The following is a 20,136-nucleotide window of genomic DNA, read 5'->3' on the forward strand; positions in this document are numbered from 1 at the left end:
CCTTCCCTTAAGCCGCATCACGCTTGGCGTCGTTGCGGTAAGCCGCTACCGCCGCGATCAAGGCTTGAAGAATCTCGGCGCTCTCGCCAATCACCGACAAGTCGGCGCGTTTGATCATGTCGCAACCAGGATCGAGGTTGATCGCCACCACTTTGTCGCAGGCACCGATGCCTTGCAGGTGCTGGATCGCCCCGGAAATCCCCACGGCCACGTACACCCGAGCGGTGACCCAAGTGCCGGATGCACCGACCTGACGGTCGCGGGCCATGAAGCCGTCGTCCACCGCGACCCGCGAAGCCCCTTCGGTTGCGCCCAACGCCTCGGCGGTCCTGTGGAAAAGTCCCCAGTCCTTGACCCCGTTGCCGCCCGAGAAAATGAACTCGGCCTCGGCCATGGGAATCGCCGCCGGGTCCACCGCTACCGCGCCCAAATCCTCGATGCGCGACAAGCTGCGCGCCACGGTTGTGGATAACTCCACCGGCAAGGCTTCGTGACGGGTTTCGCTGACCGGCTCGGCGCATTCCACCGCCGCCAGAATCAACCGGGCGACCGGGCGCGCCAGGTCTTGTAAACCTGCACCGGCGCGGCCGATACATGCCTGATCCTTGACCTGCCAGACCCGCGTGGCCGGGCGCTCGCCCAGTGCCGCGGCAAAGCGGCGACCCAGCTCACCGCCGCCGCTGCGGCTGTCCGGCAGTAGCCAGTGACGTGGGTTGAACTGGTTATCCACAGCCCGCAGCCCCTGCACCCGTTGTTCCGGTGCATAACCGCTGAATTCGTCGCCATCGAGCACCAGCAGACGGTCGACACCCGCCGTGGCGAAAGCGTTTTCCTTGTGTTCGCCAAAGATCACCGCCAGCACCGCACCGTCCTTCCCGGCCAACTGATGGGCCAGCCCGAGCAAATCCCGGTCGTGGCTGCTCAAGCGGCCGCCGACCATGTCCGGCACCACGCTGATGTAGAACGCAGGTGCAGCCACCTGATGCAGCGGCAATTGCACTTCAACCGCCGCCGTACGTTTGGCCGCTCCACCCTGTTGCGCACCACTGCGGTCAATCCGCTTGATGCCGTTGGGGCCGATGAAACCGATGCCGTGAGGATTCTTGCGGATGATCCCGTTAGGCCCCATCCAGCTGTGTTGCACCGGTTGCATGGCCGCGTGCAGCGGATGCAACCGGTTGCGGGCGATCCATTCGGCGCGCGGATCGCGGCGGATAATGTCGCTCATCAGTGGGCCTCCGCAGGTTCACGTTTGATCGGTGACGGTGACTGGCTGGGCGCCGCGTCTTCAAGCAACGCATCGGCCACCAGTTCGGCGATGTCCTTGATCAGCGGTCGTGGTTCAACCACGCCTTCAAGCATCGCGGTGCACTGTGGACAACCCACGGCCACCAGTTCGGCGCCAGTTTCGCGGATGTCTTCCATGCGCATGTCGGGAATCCGCTGCTTGCCCGGAATGTCGGTGATCGGCGCACCGCCACCGCCGCCGCAGCAGCGCGAGCGGAAACCGGAGCGTTGCATTTCCTTGACCTCGATCCCCAGCGCCCGCAGCACTTGGCGCGGTGCTTCGTATTCGCCGTTGTAGCGGCCCAGGTAGCACGGGTCGTGGTAGGTCACGCTGTTGCCTTTGTGCTGGCCCAGATTGAGCGCGCCCGCGTCGATGATTTCCGCCATGTAGGTGCTGTGGTGTTGCACCAGATAGTTGCCGTCGAAGGCGCCGTATTCATTTTTCAGCACATGGAAGCTGTGCGGGTCGCAGGTGACGATACGGTTGAAGCTGTACTTGGCCAAGGTCTGAATATTGCGTTTGGCCAATAACTGGAAGGTTGCTTCGTCGCCCAGGCGTCGGGCCACGTCGCCACTGTCACGCTCTTCAAGACCCAGTACGGCAAAGTCGACTTTCGCGGCTTTGAGCACTTTGACGAAGGCGCGCAAGGTGCGCTGGTTGCGCATGTCGAACGCCCCGTCGCCAACCCAGAACAGCACGTCGACGGACTTCTTCTCGCTGAGCAGGTTCAGGTTCAAGTCCGCCGCCCAGTTCATCCGCCCGCCCGGCGCGAAACCGCCCGGGTTGTCGGTGGCGATCAGGTTTTCCAGGACCTCGGCGCCCTTGTTCGGCGTCGCACCTTTTTCCAGGGTCAGGTAACGGCGCATGTCGACGATGGCGTCCACGTGCTCGATCATCATCGGGCACTCTTCGACGCAGGCCCGGCAAGTGGTGCAGGACCAGAGGGTTTCAGCGTCGACCAGACCGTTGACGATCGGTTGATGCGGGTTGCCGGCGTGTTCGCCGATAGCCTTACCCGGATAGGCGCTGCCCGCAAATTTGGCATCGGTGCCACCCGCCAGGCCAACGACCATGTCCTGAATCAGTTTTTTCGGGTTCAGCGGCTGGCCAGCGGCGAACGCCGGGCATGCGGCTTCGCATTTACCGCACTGCACGCAGGCGTCGAAACCCAGCAGTTGGTTCCAGGTGAAATCCTTGGGTTTTTCCACGCCCAATGGTGCGGTCGGGTCGTTCAGGTCCAGCGGCTTCAAACCGGTGGAGCGGCCACCCCCAAAACGCTCGGCGCGACGGTGCCAGGCCAAGTGCAAGGCACCGGCAAAGGCGTGCTTCATCGGCCCGCCCCAGGTCATGCCGAAGAACAATTCCGAGACGCCCCACAGCACGCCGATACCGAGGATCACCGCCAATACCCAGCCGCCGAAGTTTTCCGGGAGGATGCCCGCCACTGGCAAGGTCACCAGGAAGAACGACGCCGAGAACGCCAGCAAGCTTTTCGGCAGGCGCATCCACGGGCCTTTGGACAAACGGGCCGGCGGGTTGCGCCGACGCAGGTACACAAAGATCGCCCCGACGAACATCACTGCCGTCATCAGCAACAGTGCATAACCGAGGAAACGGTTATGCAAGCCAAAACCGTGAACCAGGATCGCAAGCACGACGGATGCCACCGCGCCACCGGCCGTGGCAACGTGGGTGTTGGCGATGTATTTGTCCCGCGCGACGACGTGGTGCAAATCGACCATGTAGCGCTTGGGCATGGCGAACAGGCCGCCGATCAGGTCGACTTTGGAAGCCCGGCCCCGGCGCCACATAGCCACCCGCCGCAACGCGCCCAGGACAGCAAGTCCGGTGGCTGCGAACAGCAGGATTGGAAGAAGGGTGTTCAACATAGGTGTTGCTCCCAAAGACCTCGGGGTCATGTACGCGCCGGTAAGAGCGACGCACCTACTTGTGGCGAGGAAGCTTGCTCCCGCTGGAGCGCGAAGCGCTCCCAAAACAGCCGCAGGTGTATATCTGATACACCGCTACTGCAGGTTTTGGGGCCGCTTCGCAGCCCAGCGGGAGCAAGCTCCCTCGCCACAGGTGATGGTGGTAATCCGTTAGAAGTCTTTACACAGCCGCAGGGCGTCGTAGATCGCCGCATGCGTGTTGCGCTGGGCCACGCAGTCGCCGATGCGGAACAGCAGGTAGCCATCGCCCGGCTGACTCAACGATGGCTGCGGCTTGATCGCGAACAAGGCTTCGATGTCCATCTGGCCTTTGTTGCGCGAGCCTTCCTTCAGCGCGTAGTAGATTTCTTCGTCCGGGCGCACACCGTTCTCGACCACCACCTGGTCCACCACCCGCTCCTCTTTGGCGCCGGTGTATTCGTTTTCCAGCACGGCAATCAGCTTGTCGCCTTCGCGATAGACCTTCTCCAGCATCATGTCGCCGGTCATGATCACTTCTTTGGGGTACATGCTGCGGTAGTAAGTCGGGAACGACGTGCCACCGATGGCTACACCCGGTTTGATGTCGTCGGTGACGATCTCGACCTGGCTGCCCTTGTCGGCGAGGAAATCGGCCGTCGACATCCCGGTGAACTCACAAATGGTGTCGTAGACCAGCACGTTCTTGCCCGGTGCAACCTTGCCGTCGAGGATGTCCCAACTGCTGACCACCAGGCCTTCAGCCGCGCCCCAGTGTTCGTTCTGCTCCAGGAATGGATGGCCGCCGACGGCGAGCACCACCACGTCCGGACGCAGGTCGAGAATGGTTGCCGCATCCGCCGCCACGCCCAGGCGCAGGTCGACTTTCAAACGTGCCAGCTCCAGTTGGAACCAGCGGGTGATACCGGCAATCTGGTCCCGTTGCGGGGCTTTCGAAGCGGTGGTGATCTGCCCGCCGATGAATTCTTTCTTCTCGAACAGGGTCACGTCATGGCCCCGTTCGGCCGCCACGCGTGCGGCTTCCATCCCGGCAGGACCTGCACCGACCACCACGACTTTGCGTTTCACACCGGTCGATTTCTCGATGATGTGCGGTACACCCATGTATTCACGGGAGGTCGCGGCGTTCTGGATGCACAACACGTCCAGGCCTTGGTACTGGCGGTCGATGCAGTAGTTGGCGCCGACGCATTGTTTGATCTGGTCGACCTGGCCCATCTTGATCTTGGCGATCAGGTGCGGATCAGCGATGTGGGCGCGGGTCATGCCGACCATGTCGACATAGCCACCTTCCAGAATCCGCGTGGCCTGGTTCGGGTCCTTGATGTTCTGCGCGTGCAGCACCGGAGCCTTGACCACCTCTTTGATACCGGCCGCCAGGTGCAGGAACGGCTCCGGTGGATAACTCATGTTGGGGATTACGTTGGCCAGGGTGTTGTGGGTGTCGCACCCCGAACCCACGACACCGATGAAGTCGATCATCCCCGTGTCGTCGTAATACTTGGCGATCTGCTTCATGTCCTCGTGGGACAAACCGTCCGGGTGGAACTCGTCACCGCACAGGCGGATGCCGACGCAGAAATCCGGGCCGACTTCCTTGCGCACAGCCTTGAGTACTTCCAGGCCGAAACGCATACGGTTCTCGAAGCTACCGCCCCATTCGTCGGTACGTTTGTTGACGCGCGGGCTCCAGAACTGGTCGATCATGTGCTGGTGCACCGCCGACAGTTCAACGCCGTCCAGGCCACCGGCCTTGGCACGGCCAGCCGCCGTGGCGTAGTTGCCGATCACGCGCCAGATTTCTTCCGGCTCGATGGTTTTGCAGGTCGCACGGTGCACCGGCTCACGAATGCCCGACGGCGACAGCAGGGTCGGCCAATGCTCGCCGTCCCAACGCGAACGACGGCCCATGTGGGTAATCTGGATCATGATCTTGGCGCCATGCTTGTGCATGGCGTCGGCCAGGTTCTGGAAGTGCGGAATGATCCGGTCGTCGGCCAGGTTGACCGACTTCCACCAGCCTTGCGGGCTGTCGATGGCCACGCTGGAGGAACCGCCGCAAATCGCCAGGCCGATCCCGCCCTTGGCTTTCTCTTCGTAATACTTCACGTACCGATCGGTGGTCATCCCGCCGTCGGTGGCGTAAACCTCGGCGTGCGCGGTGCTGAGCACGCGGTTGCGGATGGTCAGTTTGCCAATTTGAATTGGCTGGAACATTGCTTCGAAAGCCATGACGGGGTCCTCGACTTACAACGGCTTGACGGTGAACAGCCCGTCGTCGTGGCCTTCTTCGGAGCCACCGTAAACCTGTTCGGCGACGGTGCGGATCTTGCTGCCGCGCGCCTGCAGAATCTGGTCCATGGCACCGGCAAACCAGCCAGTGAACATGTAGTCGACCTTGCGTCCGACCTTCCCGTACACGTAGACGAACGCCGAGTGTTCGAGCTTGACGCTGGCAGTGCCTTTGTCGAGGTCGATGTCCTGGATCTTGAACAGGCCCCAGCCGCGTTGCGACAGGCGTTTCATGTAGTGCTCGAACACCGCGACGCCTTCCAGGCCGTGGCATTCGGCTTCTTTTTCGCACCAGTGCCAGGCGGATTTGTAGCCGGCCTTGTAGAGGATTTCCGCGTAAGCGTCAGCGCCCAGGACTTCTTCGATGCCCATGTGGTTGTTGACGAAGAAATGACGCGGCACATACAGCATCGGCAGGGCGTCAGAGGTCCAGACACCGGTTTCGCTGTCGACTTCGATAGGCAATTGCGGGGCGATTTTGGCCATGGAAACTTAACTCCAGAAAATATTCGGTTCGGTGGTGGCCGCGGCCCTCACCCCAGCCCTCTCCCGGTGGGAGAGGGGGCAGATCGGCGGCGGTCTGTGGAAAGCGTTATTCGCCCCAGACGTCTTTAAGGATGCTCACCCAGTTTTCGCCCATGATCTTGCGCACCACGTGCTCGGAATGGCCGCGTTTGAGCAGCGTCTCGGTCAGGTTCGGGAACTCGCCCACGGTGCGGATGCCCAGCGGGTTGATGATCTTGCCGAAGCTGGTCAGACGGCGGGCGTAACCCTTGTCGTGGGTCAGCATTTCGAAGAAGTCCTGGCCATGCCCCTGGGTGAAGTCGGTGCCGATGCCGATGGCGTCTTCACCGACGATGTTCATGGTGTACTCAATGGCTTCAGCGTAATCGTCGATGGTCGAATCGATGCCTTTGGCGAGGAACGGCGCGAACATGGTCACGCCGACAAAACCGCCGTGGTCGGCAATGAACTTCAGCTCTGCATCGGACTTGTTGCGCGGGTGCTCCTTGAGCCCCGACGGCAGGCAGTGGGAGTAGCACACCGGTTTTTTCGATTCGAGGATGACCTCTTCAGAGGTCTTGGAACCGACGTGGGACAGGTCGCACATGATGCCGACGCGGTTCATCTCGGCCACCACTTCGCGGCCGAAACCCGACAGGCCGCCATCACGCTCGTAGCAACCGGTGCCCACCAGGTTCTGGGTGTTGTAGCACATCTGCACCACGCCCACGCCGAGCTGCTTGAAGATCTCGATGTAGCCGAGCTGGTCTTCAAACGCATGGGCATTCTGGAAGCCGAAGATGATCCCGGTCTTGCCCTGTTCTTTGGCGCGACGAATGTCGGCGGTGGTCTTGACCGGAATCACCAGGTCGCTGTTCTCGCGGATCAGCTTCTGGCTGGCGGCGATGTTGTTGATGGTCGCCTGAAAGCCTTCCCACACCGACACGGTGCAGTTGGCCGCGGTCAGGCCGCCCTTGCGCATGTCTTCGAACAGCTCACGGTTCCACTTGGCAATGATCAGCCCGTCGATAACGATGCTGTCGGCGTGCAATTCGGCTGGGCTCATCAGGCTGTCCCCTATTGGCGATTCATGCGCCGAATCGTGTGCCGGCGCTTTGGGGCCAGCATATGCCTGAGGGACAGGGCAGCCGGGTGCAAAAACGACAGCGCAATTGCCGAAAGCGTCAATCCACGACAAAGGGTCTCGCCAAGGGCCATTTGCCCGTCTGTTCTTTGGCCGGCGCTTGGGCCAGAATTCGCGGCATCACTGGAACAAGGGGCGGCAACGCAATGAAAACGATCTTCCTGGCTTTGGCACTGATAGCGACCGGCGTACAGGCGGCTGAAGAGGCCGACAACTCCCCGTGTGATGCGGTCGAAAACGACGTCCAGACCCTGGAATGCTCGGCCTACAGCAAAACCACCGCCGAACAGCTCTTGAACGACAACTTCCAGGGCCTGACCGAGCGCATGCAAACGCTCTACGGCAACAACAAGGCGCAACTGACGGACATCACCGGCAAGCTCAAGGCCGCGCAACAACAGTGGCTGAAGACTCGCGACGCCGATTGCGCGGTGGAAGCCTTCCCCGCCACGGCCGGCAGCAAGGCCCACACCATTGCGCTCAATGACTGCATTGCGCGAATGAGCGACGAACGGTCGGAGTTTTTGGAGTCGATTGGGCAGGAGTGAGGCGTCAGAGTGCCTGCCACACTGACTCAAGAGCGGTCAGCATTTTTTTGCTCACCGCTTTATCGATTTCCAGATCGTCGCAACAGATAACCCACCCGGAAAAAGCATCCAGCGTCTGTTCGATGTAGCGTTCAGGCTCCAGGAAACTGAAGGTTTTGCACACCTCAATAAGAGCCTTGCGTGTGGGTATGCCTTTTCCCGCGAATGCAGTGGTGTGTTCGTTACCGCGTCCTGCGGTACTGGAAAAGGTCAGATCGTAAGCCGGAGCCATTTTCCAGCCGTCCTTGCCGCCAAAAAACGAGAAGTTCTTCGCGTGATCGTCGTGGTTATGAGCGAGAGCGTTGAAGACCATCAATCGGGCCATTTTCTCGACCTCGGTCGCATCCTTGGTCATTGTCCAGGTCGCTCGCAGTAAATCACTGTAATCGAGGCTTGGCGCACGGAAGTCAGCATATAGAATCGCCGCAGCGGTAAGCATGTGGCGCTTGGAACCTGCTTCTCGATCGAAACGTTTCGTGGCGAAGAATTGCTCGACCCCCTTGGTGGTTTCTACCTGAAACAGTTTCGACTCGGAAATTTCCACCCCTGCCCGATGGGCCATCAGAGCATAGGCCTGCTCAATAGCGCCGCTATCACGATGCTCTTCTTCGCAGCGAAATTTGATCAACCAGTGCTCATAACCCTTGGGCATTTCACCGAATGACGAAACAGCGCGGCATTTGTCCGGCGACAGGCCAATCACTGCTTTGGGCCGAGCACCACCGGGGGACCCTCCCGCCAGGCGCAGGGATGTGATGACCTCGTCAGCACTGCCTGAAAGTATCGTTTGTGATGCCTCATAGAGCGCGGCCAGATCGAGGTCTTCGTCTGTTTCAACGGTTTCGAACATCGGCACGTATTCAAGCGCGCCCATGCTTCGGTTGCCCATATAGGCCAGACGATCCAGCGGGCCGATTGCGTGGCGCTCGATTCCCAACTGACTTCGGAAAAATCGATCCATGAGCAACAACCCCCAGCCATCGGGCAACGAATCAATGAAAGCGCCGTGCAGGCCATCAAACAGCAGCGCATCGGCAGCCTTCTGGGGGGTGATAGAGAAATCCATGTGAAACGGAGCGAGGTTGAATCCTTTCGCCAGCCACCCGGGATCATAGGAAAAAAACAGGCCTTGACGAGGAATCGCAACCAATTCGCCGACCCTTGATTCCTGAAGCATGACGCTGAGTGCCTTAACGGATTTCATTGTCGGCCACGAGCCCTTTCGTAGTTTTTCAGTTGTTCAAGTGTCAGCGATTGAGCCGAGGCGAACAAAGTTGTTAGTGGTTCTTCTGCCCCGAGGCAGATCGCGATCAGTAACAAGCCATCCAGAGAGATTTTGCCGGTGGTTTCAAAGCGCTTGATATTCGACTCGGGGACGCCTGACTTTTGCGCGAGCGTGCGCCGCGAAAGGTTTTTGCTGAGCCTCAGACGCTTGGCATTCCCGGCTATCTGTAAAGCGACCTCTCCGGGGGAGTAGAAGATATGGGTAAGAGCCATGAGTTGACCTCAAGAGGAATGTGAGCAAGTGTAGCAGCGCTATAGTTTAATAAACCTCAAGAGCCAATATTTTATCTTTTAACTAGGTAAATTTTAATTAAAGGATAATATTTAGACCTTTATTCGCACGTGTTAAATGTCACTTGGACATTTCGTGTACAAGCTACGTTTAGGCCGTGAGCTATAAACTGCACATCATCTACTGGGAAAGAGACTCAAATGAAATTCTGCGGCATCGAAATCAAAGGCAGCGAAGCCATCATCGCCGTGGCCTCTCTCGACGGTCAGGCGTTGAATCACGTTGCGCTAACCACCAAGAAAATCGCCCTCGACGATGACGACGAAGCCGCGAACGTCAAAGTGTTTGCTGCTCAGGTGGCGTCGTTTGTGCGCGAGAATGCCGTCGACCGGATTGCGATCAAGAAGCGCAGCAAGAAAGGCGAGTTCGCCGGTGGGCCGACCACGTTCAAGATCGAGGGTGTTTTCCAGTTGCTGGAAAATTGCGAGGTCACGCTGCTGTCGCCACAGACCATCAATGCGCAGAACAAGAAATTCGACTTTGCACTGCCGGCCACGCTGAACAAATATCAGCATGAGGCGTATAAGGCAGCGTGTTCTGCCCTTATGAAGAAGTAACCCAGTCCTTCAGACAAAGAGGATTTAATGTGGGAGCGAGCTTGCTCGCGAAGGCGGTGGTTTTGTGTCTAGCCCAAGACCACCATCAAACCACCTCCCGCCCATCCCCCAATCGTCGTCGATCCTCCCGCGGGCACCGCGCAAATCTGGCCCGATAGCTGCGGGTGAAATACGACGGCGACTCGAAGCCGCAGGCGATGCTCACTTCCAGCACGCTCATGTCGGTCTGGCGCAGCAGTTGCCGGGCCTTCTCCAGGCGTAATCCCAGGTAGAAATTGCTCGGGGTGTCGTTGAGGTGCAGGCGAAACAGGCGCTCCAACTGACGGCGCGTCACCTTGATCGAGTCCGCCAGTTCCAGGGTGCTCAGCGGCGGTTCGCTGTGCTGTTCCATCTCGCCAATCACCTGCACCAGTTTCTTGTTGCTGATGCCATAGCGGCTGGCGACTTCCATGCGCTGGTGGTCTTTGCGCGGGCGGATGCGCCCCAGTACGAATTGTTCGCTGACCTGAATCGCCAGTTGCGGGCCGTGGGCCTGGCCGATCAGGTCGAGCATCAGGTCGATGGACGCCGTGCCACCGGCCGAGGTGATGCGGCGGCGGTCGATTTCGAACAGTTCCTGGGTGACGCTCAGCTGTGGGTAAGACTCCTTGAAGGCGTCGATAGCTTCCCAGTGCAACGTCACGCGATGGCCGTCGAGCAGGCCGGCTTCGGCGAGCACAACACTGCCAGTGTCGATGCCGCCGAGGGTCACGCCGTCGTGGTCGAGGCGGCGCAGCCAGTGTTCCAGCACCGGGTTGACGAACTTCAACGGCTCGAAACCTGCGACCACCAACAAGGTCGCGCCCTTCTTCAGCGGCTCCAGCGCCGCATCCGCGTTGAGCGACATGCCATTGCTCGCCAACACCGGCCCGCCATCGGCACTCAGCACATGCCAGCGGTAAAGCTCGCCACGAAAGCGGTTGGCCACCCGCAGCGGTTCAATCGCCGAGATGAAACCGATCGCCGAGAAACCCGGCATCAACAAAAAGTAGAAATCCTGGGACATGGAACGCACTCCGATGCGTCGGGTAGCGTGTGGACGTTGATACGCCACTTGCAAGCGCCAGACAAGGGCACAGGTCGCTGCTGTGCAAGAGCGGGTCGCCGCAGTGCGTTTTCTGCCCCGTTGAGCTGCGTAACGTGACATCACCGGCGCACAGACACCGGAACCCACAATAACGACCTGCCGAGGATCCCACCATGAAACGACTGATCAGCAGCTGTGTTCTTGCACTCAGCGGTACCGCTTTCTTGAGTTCCGGCGTGATGGCCGCCGACCCCGCCGCGTGCCAGAACGTGCGCATGGGGGTGGTGAACTGGACCGACGTGATCGCCACCAGCGCCATGACCCAAGTGCTGCTCGATGGCCTCGGCTACAAGACCAAACAGACCAGCGCCTCCCAGCAAATCATCTTCGCCGGCATCCGCGACCAGCGCCTGGATCTGTTCCTCGGCTACTGGAACCCGCTGATGACCCAGACCATCACCCCGTTCATCGACGGCAAACAAGTGACTGTCCTGCAGGAGCCGAGCCTCAAAGACGCCCGCGCCACCCTGGCCGTGCCGACTTACCTGGCGGACAAGGGCCTGAAAACCTTCGCCGACATCGCCAAATTCGAAAAAGAACTGGGCGGCAAGATCTACGGCATCGAACCCGGCTCGGGCGCCAACACCCAGATCAAGGAAATGATCGCCAAGAACCAGTTCGGCCTGGGCAAGTTCCAACTGGTCGAATCCAGTGAAGCCGGCATGCTCGCGGCAGTGGATCGCGCCGTGCGACGCAACGAAGCCGTGGTGTTCTTCGGCTGGGCGCCGCACCCGATGAACGTCAACGTGAAAATGACTTACCTCACCGGCAGCGAAAACGCCCTGGGCCCGAACGAAGGCTCGGCCACCGTCTGGACCGTGACCGCCCCGAACTACGCCAGCCAGTGCCCGAACGTCAGCCGCTTGCTGAGCAACCTGACCTTCACCGCCGAAGACGAGAGCCGGATGATGCAGCCGCTGCTCGATCACAAGGACGCTTTCGAGTCGGCCAAGCAGTGGCTCAAGGATCACCCGCAAGACAAGCAACGCTGGCTTGAGGGCGTGACCACATTCGACGGCAAACCGGCCGCCCAGAACCTGCAACTGACCAGTCAATAACATCGTCCTGAACGCCCTCTTCGCAGCCGACCACGGATGCGAACGGGCTCACTACGCCCAAAAAACACGCCCCAGAAAAACGGCCTGAAGGAAATCGCACCATGAACCACGACGTCATCATCACCTGCGCACTCACCGGTGCTGGCGACACGACCGCCAGGAGCCCCCATGTGCCGGTCACCCCGAAACAGATTGCCGCCGCGGCGGTGGAGGCCGCCAAGGCTGGCGCCACCGTGGTCCACTGCCATGTGCGCAACCCTGAAACCGGCAAGTTCAGCCGTGACGTGGCGCTGTACCGCGAGGTGATGGAGCGCATCCGCGAGGCGGACGTCGACATCATCGTCAACCTGACCGCCGGCATGGGCGGCGACCTGGAAATCGGTGCCGGCGAAAACCCGATGGAGTTCGGCCCGAACACCGATCTGGTCGGCCCTCTGACCCGCCTGGCCCACGTTGAAGAGCTGCTGCCAGAAATCTGCACCCTGGATTGCGGCACCCTGAACTTCGGCGACGGCGACACTGTTTACGTCTCCACCCCAGCCCAGCTACGGGCGGGCGCCAAACGCATCCAGGAACTGGGCGTGAAGGCCGAGCTGGAAATCTTCGACACCGGTCACCTGTGGTTCGCCAAGCAAATGATCAAGGAAGGGCTGCTCGACGACCCGTTGTTCCAACTGTGCCTGGGGATCCCGTGGGGCGCTCCGGCCGACACCACCACCATGAAAGCCATGGTCGACAACCTGCCCGCCAATGCGGTGTGGGCCGGTTTCGGTATCGGCCGCATGCAAATGCCGATGGCTGCCCAAGCGGTGCTGCTGGGCGGCAATGTGCGGGTCGGCCTGGAAGACAACCTCTGGCTGGACAAAGGCGTGCTGGCGACCAACGGCCAACTGGTCGAACGCGCCAGTGAAATCCTCAGCCGCCTCGGCGCCCGCGTCCTGACCCCGGCTGAAGGCCGCAAGAAAATGGGCCTGACCCAGCGCGGTTAACCCCGTCTCACCTATTCCCCCTGTGGGAGCGAGCTTGCTCGCGATGACGGTATTCCAGTCGCAGAAGATGCTTGGGATGTACCGACGCAATCGCGAGCAAGCTCGCTCCCACAGGGGACCACAGAACTTTCTCAGGAATCCGCCATGAGCTTTATCACCGAAATCAAAACCTTCGCAGCCTTGGGCAGTGGTGTCATCGGCAGTGGTTGGGTGTCCCGCGCCCTCGCCCATGGCCTGGACGTGGTGGCCTGGGACCCGGCGCCCGGTGCCGAAGCCGCCTTGCGCAAACGCGTCGCCAATGCCTGGGGTGCGCTGGAGAAACAAGGCCTGGCACCCGGCGCGTCACAGGATCGGCTGCGCTTTGTCGCAACCATCGAAGAGTGCGTGCGTGACGCCGATTTCATTCAGGAAAGCGCTCCGGAACGCCTGGAGCTGAAGCTCGAGCTGCACAGCAAAATCAGCGCGGCGGCCAAGCCCGATGCACTGATCGGCTCCAGCACGTCAGGGCTGTTGCCGAGCGAGTTCTACGAGAGCTCAACTCACCCGGAACGCTGCGTGGTCGGCCATCCGTTCAACCCGGTTTACCTGTTGCCATTGGTGGAAGTGGTCGGCGGCAAGAACACCGCCCCCGAAGCAGTGCAAGCGGCGATCAAGGTCTACGAATCGCTGGGCATGCGCCCGCTGCATGTGCGCAAGGAAGTGCCGGGCTTTATCGCTGACCGCTTGCTCGAAGCACTGTGGCGCGAGGCGCTGCACCTGGTGAACGACGGCGTGGCGACCACCGGCGAAATCGACGATGCGATTCGTTTTGGCGCGGGGTTGCGCTGGTCGTTCATGGGCACTTTCCTGACCTACACCCTGGCGGGTGGCGATGCCGGCATGCGGCACTTCATGGCGCAGTTCGGGCCGGCGCTGCAACTACCGTGGACTTACCTGCCCGCACCGGAACTGACCGACAAGCTGATCGACGACGTGGTTGACGGCACCGCCGATCAACTGGGCAAACACAGCATTTCCGCACTGGAGCGCTATCGTGATGACTGCCTGCTGGCGGTGCTTGAGGCGGTGAAAACCACCAAGGCCAAACATGGCATGACGTTCAGCGAGTAGCAGGTCTGGCCCCTTCGCGAGCAAGCTCGCTCCCACAGGGATCACTGGGTGACACACATAGCAATCACACCCCAAATCAACTGTGGGAGCGAGCTTGCTCGCGATAGCATCAGTCCAGTCACCACCAATGTCGGAACGCACACCATGCCAACCCTCACCACCTACACAACCACCATCATCCCCGACTGGGTCGACTACAACGGCCATCTGCGCGATGCCTTTTACCTGCTGATTTTCAGCTACGCCACCGACGCGCTGATGGACCAGTTGGGCATGGACAGCAGCAACCGCGAGGCCAGCGGCAACTCGCTGTTCACCCTCGAACTGCATCTCAATTACCTGCACGAAGTGAAGCTCGGCACCGAAGTCGAGGTGCACACACAGATCATCGGCCACGACCGCAAGCGCCTGCACCTCTATCACAGCCTGCACCGGGTGGGTGAAGCGCAGGAACTGGCGGGCAACGAACAAATGCTGCTGCATGTCGACCTCGCAGGCCCGCGATCGGCACCGTTCAGCGAACCTGTCGCGAATAAATTGCTGGCCATGACCGCGCTGCAATCGGACCTGCCCCCACCGGCCTACATCGGCCGGGTGATCGCACTGCCAACCGAGAAGTAACACCTGAAAAAGGAGCGCCCATGAACACCGCCGCCGCTGTTGCCGACTTTCGCCGTTACCCGCTGATCAGCGCCCTGACCGCCGTGCAAACCCTGCCGGACCGCGTGCTGGTGACATGGGCCGATGGGCGGGTCAGCCCCTTTCATCACCCATGGCTGCGCGACAACTGCCCGTGCCCGGTGTGCGTGTACAGCGTGACGCGCGAGCAGGTGCTGGAAATCGTCGATGTTGCAGAGGATCTGTTCCCCGTCGTCAGCCGGGTGGATGCCGAAGGCTGTCTTTCCATCGATTGGCTGGACGGCCACGTCAGCCGCTTTGATCCCGGCTGGTTGCGGGCCCACGCCTATGATGACGAGTCCCGCGCCGAACGCCGTGCGGGCAAGCCCCAAAGTCAGCTGTGGAACAGCCAACTGACGCTGCCGGTGTTTGATTATCAAGCAGTGATGGACGACCCCAAGGCCCTGCTGCAATGGTTGTTGGCGCTGAGGGATATCGGCCTGACCCAGATTCGGGGAGTGCCCACCGAACCGGGTTCGCTGATGCACATCGCCCAGCGGATTTCGTTTATCCGCGAGAGCAATTTCGGCGTGCTGTTCAACGTGCAGTCCAAGACCGACGCCGACAGCAACGCCTACACCGCCTTCAACCTGCCGCTGCACAGCGACCTGCCGACGCGGGAGTTGCAACCGGGGCTGCAATTTCTGCATTGCCTGGTCAATGACGCGGACGGTGGCGAGAGCATTTTCGTCGACGGTTTTGCCATCGCCGATGCCCTGCGCCAGGAAGACCCGGATGCCTTCTGCGCGCTGTGCGAGATCCCCGTGGAGTTTCGCAACAAGGACCGCCACAGCGACTATCGCTGCCTGGCGCCGATCATCGCCCTCAATGCACTGGGGCAGGTCTCGGAAATCCGCATGGCGAACTTCCTGCGCGGGCCGTTCGATGCGACAGTCGACCAGATGCCCAGGCTGTACCGGGCCTATCGACGTTTTATTGCCATGACCCGCGAAGCACGTTTCCGGCTGATCCAGCGGCTCAACCCCGGCGAACTGTGGTGCTTCGACAACCGCCGCACCCTCCACGCCCGCAACGCCTTCGACCCCGCCAGCGGCGCCCGACATTTCCAGGGCTGCTACATCGACCGCGATGAATTGCTTTCGCGCATTCTCGTGTTGCAACGCTAGAGCGCGTCATCGTTCATCGCGAGCAAGCTCGCTCCCACATTGGATCTGTGAGCGACACGGAAACCTGTGGGAGCGAGCTTGCTCGCGATGGCGTCCAACCAGGCAATAGAACCCGACCTGATTCATGGGCAAAAAAAGCCCCGATCAAGCCGTGACAAGATCGGGGCAGAGAGCATTTTTCGCGGGAGCTGTGGACGAGGGTGACCAAACCTTCGCTGAGCCAGCAAGCCCAGTGTGCCCAGTCACCACCCGTGTGAGTTAGCCGAAAACGACCTGTTCATAGGTATCGCGGCCATTGCGACAATTCGCCCTTGCCCATGCCCCTCACCCCTACCAGAATCGAGCCACGACACCGTTCCCTGAAGAAGGATTGCGTCATGATGCACGCCGATTTGATTGACCAGGAAGACCTGCTGGGCCAGCTCAAGGCATTGGGATTCGAAGTGCCCAGCGGTGCCACCGCCGAACAGGCGTGTGAGTGCGCGGTAAGGGGTTTGAACGATGTGCGGGCCATGACCCTGCGGACCATGGTCAAACAGATGTATACCAGCAGCGCGACCATCTTGCCGGCCGTACGCCAGGCCATCGACAAGCAATTGCTGCCGGCGTTGGCGCAGTACCAGCAAAGCCGTAGCGCCTGATCACTCTCTGTGGCGAGGGGGCTTGCCCCCGTTCGACCGCAAAGCGGTCGCAAATCCGGTACACGCGTTTTGACTGACATTGCGCGTTCTTCAATTTGGGGCTGCCACGCAGCCCAGCGGGAGCAAGCTCCCTCGCCACAAAAGCGTGCTCAGTTACAGCCTTACGCTGGCAAACGTCGACTCGTTACGCGCCTGACTCAGTGCCGACATCGGCCCGGACAACGGCGCCAGCACCAGCGCTTGCGGCAACGGCATCATCGCCACCTGTTGGGTGGTGTTGGAACCGACGCGTTCGTCACGCGGTGGAATGCCGAAGTATTCGCGGTAGCACTTGGAGAAGTGCGGCGTGGATACAAAGCCGCACACCGACGCCACTTCGATGATCGACATCGGCGTTTGCTTGAGCAACTGCCGGGCGCGGATCAGGCGCAGCTTGAGGTAGTAACGCGACGGCGAGCAGTGCAGGTATTTCTGGAACAGCCGCTCCAGCTGACGACGGGACACGGCGACGTACACCGCCAGTTCATCGAGGTCGATCGGCTCTTCGAGGTTGGCTTCCATCAGCGCGACGATTTCCTGCAACTTCGGCTGATTGGTGCCCAGCATGTGCTTGAGCGGCACGCGCTGGTGATCCTGTTCGTTACGAATGCGCTCGTACACAAACATTTCCGAGATCGCGGCCGACAGTTCACGGCCATGATCGCGGCTGATCAGGTGCAGCATCATGTCCAGCGGCGCGGTGCCGCCGGAGCTGGTGAAACGGTTACGGTCGAGGGTGAACAAGCGCGTGCTCATGGCCACCCGCGGGAAGGCTTCTTGCATCGAGGCCAGGCATTCCCAGTGCACGCTGCAATCGAAACCGTCCAGCAAACCTGCGCAGGCCAACGCCCAGCTGCCGGTGCAGACCGCACCGAGGCGACGGGACTGACGGGCCTGGCTTTGCAGCCATGACACGTGTTCACGGGTCACGGTGCGTTGAATGCCGATGCCGCCGCAGACAATCACGGTGTCCAGGGCGGGGGCTTTGTGCATGGAGGCGTCGGGGGTGATTTGCAGACCATCACTGGCCCAGACCTGACCACCGTCGACAGTGAGGGTGGTCCAGCGATACAGCTCGCGACCGGACAATTGGTTGGCCATGCGCAGGGGTTCTACTGCGGAGGCCAGGGAAATCAGCGTGAAATTGTCCAGCAGCAAAAAGCCGATGGATTGAGGCGCACGGTTCTGGGGTTGAGCCCCGGAGTTGAACGACGTCATCGCGGTATCTCCTCACACAAAGCGGGTGATGGCCTCAGGCGGAGGCTCTTCTTATTGCCATCGTTCTCTGCGTGAGACGGGGCTTTGATATGACAGAGCAATTGCCATGCCTAAAGTTGAATGAGCATTCAATAACTCCTGAAAACGACGTCGCGATGTGTCTGGATGTGACATGCGTCGAGTGGGGGCTATGAGTGCCGTCAACGACGACAAGCGCCCTGCCCCGTTGCGTGTGAGCAAATCGGTAGCACTTGTGGGAAGCGCCCTGAAAAGTGCCGGGGAAGAGTGTCACCCCAAGCACGGGTGATGGGTGGTCGGGGCCCTTGAGTGGGGCCCGACCGAGGGGGAAGTTTGTTGCCTGATTGCGACGCGCTAAAAGGTGGCGCGGTTTCGATCCGGTGTTCACTTGGCGCGCAGTTTTGACTGCTCTGCTGTGGCGAGGAAGCTTGCTCCCGCTGGGGCGCGAAGCGGCCCTGAATCCTTACGACTGCTGTGCAGCCGAACGGGAGCAAGCTCCCTCGCCACAGGGCTCTGCGATGTCAGCACTCCACCGCGCTGACCGCCAACCCGCCCCGCGAGGTTTCTTTGTATTTGTCGTGCATGTCGGCGCCGGTGTCGCGCATGGTGCGGATCACCCGGTCCAGCGAGATGAAATGCTGACCGTCACCGCGCAAGGCCATTTGTGCAGCATTAATAGCCTTCACCGCAGCAATCGCATTGCGCTCGATGCACGGCACCTGCACCAGCCCGCCGACCGGGTCGCACGTCAGGCCGAGGTTGTGCTCCAGGCCGATTTCCGCCGCGTTGCACAACTGCTCCGGCGTGGCGCCGAGAATCTCCGCCAACCCGGCCGCCGCCATGGCGCACGCCGAACCGACTTCACCCTGGCAACCGACTTCGGCGCCAGAAATCGAGGCGTTCTTTTTACACAGAATCCCGACGGCTGCCGCGCCAAGGAAGTAGTCGACGACGTTCGCCTCTGTCACCACTTCGCTGAACTTCATGAAGTAATGCAGCACCGCCGGGATAATCCCCGCCGCGCCGTTGGTGGGCGCCGTGACCATCCGCCCGCCCGCCGCGTTTTCTTCATTCACCGCCAGGGCGAACAGGTTGACCCATTCCATCGCGCTCAGGGTCGAGCCGATCACATTGGGTTTGTTCAGCTCTTGCAGGCTGCGGTGCAACCTGGCGGCGCGGCGCCGCACATTCAGGCCGCCGGGCAGGATGCCTTCGTGCTTGAGGCCCTGCTCGACGCAATCCTGCATGGCCCGCCAGAGCGTCATCAGCCCGGCGCGAATTTCTTCCTCCGAACGCCAGACTTTCTCGTTCGCCAACATCAGTTCGGCCACGCGCAGGTTGTGCTTCTGACACAGCGCCAGCAGCTCCACCGCACTGGAAAAGTCGTACGGCAACACCGTGCGGTCCAGGTCCACCACACCGCTTGAAGCCTGCGCCTCGTCCACGACAAAACCGCCGCCGACCGAATAATAGGTGTCGCGATGCAGTTCACCGCGCTCGCCGAAGACCACCAGCGTCATGGCGTTGGGGTGGAACGGCAGGTTTTCGTCGATCAGGCGCATGTCCCGCGCCCAGATGAAAGGCACCGGCAGGCGCCCGTCGAGTAACAGGGTATGGGTTTCACGCAGGGTGTCGATGCGCGGACCGATTTGCGACGGGTCTATCGCGTCCGGCCATTCGCCCATCAGGCCCATGATCACTGCATTGTCGCTGCCGTGGCCGATGCCGGTGGCCGACAACGACCCGAACAATTGAACTTCGACCCGGTGCACCTGATCCAGCAGCACCTTTTCACGCAGCGACTCTACGAACAGCGCCGCCGCGCGCATGGGACCGACGGTATGGGAGCTGGATGGGCCGATACCGATTTTGAACAGGTCGAACACACTGATTGCCATGACTGCAAACCTCCAGAACGAGCACATTCCAGGCATAGAAACACCCGGTGACGGAGCTGCTACGCTCAAAGTGCAATCCGCCGAGATGGCCGCATCATCAGGCTTTTATCAGGTCGTTCGACGTCTCACACCGACTCACCCATGCCCACCAACGCCGCAGGCTCAAGACGATTCGTTTTGGCCGTTTTTTTGCGGCTCAGAGGACTAAAAAGGTCGGAATAAAGCTGTAAACGACCTCACTGACACTGGATGCGACCATCCCTGTACTGGATACGACGCACCCTGTAGGCGTCAGATTTTCACTGGTCCATGATCAGTCTCGACTCGATTGCAAGGCACCGTGGCAGAGCTGTCTCCA

Annotated in this window: 18 protein-coding genes; 8 read left to right on the forward strand and 10 right to left on the reverse strand. The window is 60.8% G+C overall.

What is annotated here, in order from left to right; all coding sequences use genetic code 11:
- Positions 1 to 7 precede the first annotated feature (7 nt).
- From AABM54_RS24080 to AABM54_RS24100, 5 genes are all read right to left on the reverse strand, one after another.
- Positions 8 to 1,228: an electron transfer flavoprotein subunit alpha/FixB family protein gene (locus AABM54_RS24080; RefSeq protein WP_347902409.1), complete on the reverse strand. Its 1,221-nt coding sequence runs from the start codon at positions 1,226 to 1,228 to the stop codon at positions 8 to 10.
- Complete coding sequence (gene dgcB, locus AABM54_RS24085) at positions 1,228 to 3,177, reverse strand: dimethylglycine demethylation protein DgcB (protein WP_347902410.1); 1,950 nt, start codon at positions 3,175 to 3,177, stop codon at positions 1,228 to 1,230. The genes AABM54_RS24080 and dgcB overlap by 1 nt, the downstream gene beginning before the upstream one ends.
- A 210-nt stretch (positions 3,178 to 3,387) precedes the next feature.
- Entirely contained in the window at positions 3,388 to 5,448 is a 2,061-nt protein-coding gene (gene dgcA, locus AABM54_RS24090; protein WP_347902411.1) for a dimethylglycine demethylation protein DgcA, read from the reverse strand.
- A gap of 15 nt (positions 5,449 to 5,463) precedes the next feature.
- On the reverse strand, positions 5,464 to 5,994 hold the full coding sequence (locus tag AABM54_RS24095) for a DUF5943 domain-containing protein (RefSeq protein ID WP_008033249.1): 531 nt from the start codon (positions 5,992 to 5,994) through the stop codon (positions 5,464 to 5,466).
- A 106-nt stretch (positions 5,995 to 6,100) separates the two neighbouring features.
- Positions 6,101 to 7,078, reverse strand: coding sequence for a dipeptidase (locus AABM54_RS24100; RefSeq protein WP_347902412.1), 978 nt, complete (start codon positions 7,076 to 7,078; stop codon positions 6,101 to 6,103).
- Positions 7,079 to 7,302: 224 nt separating this feature from the next.
- Between AABM54_RS24100 and AABM54_RS24105 the strand changes: the two genes are divergently transcribed.
- Complete coding sequence (locus AABM54_RS24105) at positions 7,303 to 7,704, forward strand: lysozyme inhibitor LprI family protein (RefSeq protein WP_347902413.1); 402 nt, start codon at positions 7,303 to 7,305, stop codon at positions 7,702 to 7,704.
- Positions 7,705 to 7,708: 4 nt separating this feature from the next.
- On the opposite strand, the gene AABM54_RS24110 is transcribed toward AABM54_RS24105, so the two are convergent.
- On the reverse strand, positions 7,709 to 8,947 hold the full coding sequence (locus AABM54_RS24110) for a type II toxin-antitoxin system HipA family toxin (RefSeq protein WP_347902414.1): 1,239 nt from the start codon (positions 8,945 to 8,947) through the stop codon (positions 7,709 to 7,711).
- Complete coding sequence (locus AABM54_RS24115) at positions 8,944 to 9,240, reverse strand: helix-turn-helix transcriptional regulator (RefSeq protein ID WP_347902415.1); 297 nt, start codon at positions 9,238 to 9,240, stop codon at positions 8,944 to 8,946. The genes AABM54_RS24110 and AABM54_RS24115 overlap by 4 nt, the downstream gene beginning before the upstream one ends.
- A 219-nt stretch (positions 9,241 to 9,459) precedes the next feature.
- Here AABM54_RS24115 and AABM54_RS24120 point away from each other — a divergent pair, with 219 nt between their 5' ends.
- Complete coding sequence (locus tag AABM54_RS24120; protein ID WP_347902416.1) at positions 9,460 to 9,876, forward strand: DUF3010 family protein; 417 nt, start codon at positions 9,460 to 9,462, stop codon at positions 9,874 to 9,876.
- 85 nt (positions 9,877 to 9,961) lie between these two features.
- Here AABM54_RS24120 and AABM54_RS24125 read toward each other — a convergent pair whose 3' ends face one another.
- Positions 9,962 to 10,921, reverse strand: coding sequence for a GlxA family transcriptional regulator (locus AABM54_RS24125; RefSeq protein ID WP_347902417.1), 960 nt, complete (start codon positions 10,919 to 10,921; stop codon positions 9,962 to 9,964).
- Between the two features lie 194 nt (positions 10,922 to 11,115).
- Between AABM54_RS24125 and AABM54_RS24130 the strand changes: the two genes are divergently transcribed.
- The 6 genes from AABM54_RS24130 (at position 11,116) to AABM54_RS24155 (ending at position 16,605) form a co-directional block, all read left to right on the forward strand.
- Complete coding sequence (locus AABM54_RS24130; RefSeq protein ID WP_347902418.1) at positions 11,116 to 12,060, forward strand: choline ABC transporter substrate-binding protein; 945 nt, start codon at positions 11,116 to 11,118, stop codon at positions 12,058 to 12,060.
- A 101-nt stretch (positions 12,061 to 12,161) separates the two neighbouring features.
- On the forward strand, positions 12,162 to 13,049 hold the full coding sequence (locus tag AABM54_RS24135) for a 3-keto-5-aminohexanoate cleavage protein (RefSeq protein WP_347902419.1): 888 nt from the start codon (positions 12,162 to 12,164) through the stop codon (positions 13,047 to 13,049).
- Between the two features lie 144 nt (positions 13,050 to 13,193).
- Positions 13,194 to 14,159 carry an L-carnitine dehydrogenase gene (locus AABM54_RS24140; RefSeq protein ID WP_347902420.1) on the forward strand — a complete coding sequence of 322 codons (966 nt, stop codon included), beginning with the start codon at positions 13,194 to 13,196 and terminating at the stop codon, positions 14,157 to 14,159.
- Positions 14,160 to 14,303: 144 nt separating this feature from the next.
- Complete coding sequence (locus AABM54_RS24145; protein WP_347902421.1) at positions 14,304 to 14,780, forward strand: thioesterase family protein; 477 nt, start codon at positions 14,304 to 14,306, stop codon at positions 14,778 to 14,780.
- 20 nt (positions 14,781 to 14,800) lie between these two features.
- On the forward strand, positions 14,801 to 15,964 hold the full coding sequence (locus AABM54_RS24150) for a gamma-butyrobetaine dioxygenase (protein WP_347902422.1): 1,164 nt from the start codon (positions 14,801 to 14,803) through the stop codon (positions 15,962 to 15,964).
- A gap of 377 nt (positions 15,965 to 16,341) precedes the next feature.
- Positions 16,342 to 16,605: a hypothetical protein gene (locus tag AABM54_RS24155; RefSeq protein WP_347902423.1), complete on the forward strand. Its 264-nt coding sequence runs from the start codon at positions 16,342 to 16,344 to the stop codon at positions 16,603 to 16,605.
- 153 nt (positions 16,606 to 16,758) lie between these two features.
- Here AABM54_RS24155 and AABM54_RS24160 read toward each other — a convergent pair whose 3' ends face one another.
- Complete coding sequence (locus AABM54_RS24160) at positions 16,759 to 17,862, reverse strand: GlxA family transcriptional regulator (RefSeq protein ID WP_347902424.1); 1,104 nt, start codon at positions 17,860 to 17,862, stop codon at positions 16,759 to 16,761.
- Positions 17,863 to 18,401: 539 nt separating this feature from the next.
- Positions 18,402 to 19,778 carry an L-serine ammonia-lyase gene (locus tag AABM54_RS24165; protein ID WP_347902425.1) on the reverse strand — a complete coding sequence of 459 codons (1,377 nt, stop codon included), beginning with the start codon at positions 19,776 to 19,778 and terminating at the stop codon, positions 18,402 to 18,404.
- Between the last annotated feature and the right edge of the window lie 358 nt (positions 19,779 to 20,136).

This window comes from Pseudomonas purpurea (assembly GCF_039908635.1).
Taxonomy (GTDB): Bacteria; Pseudomonadota; Gammaproteobacteria; order Pseudomonadales; family Pseudomonadaceae; genus Aquipseudomonas; species Aquipseudomonas purpurea.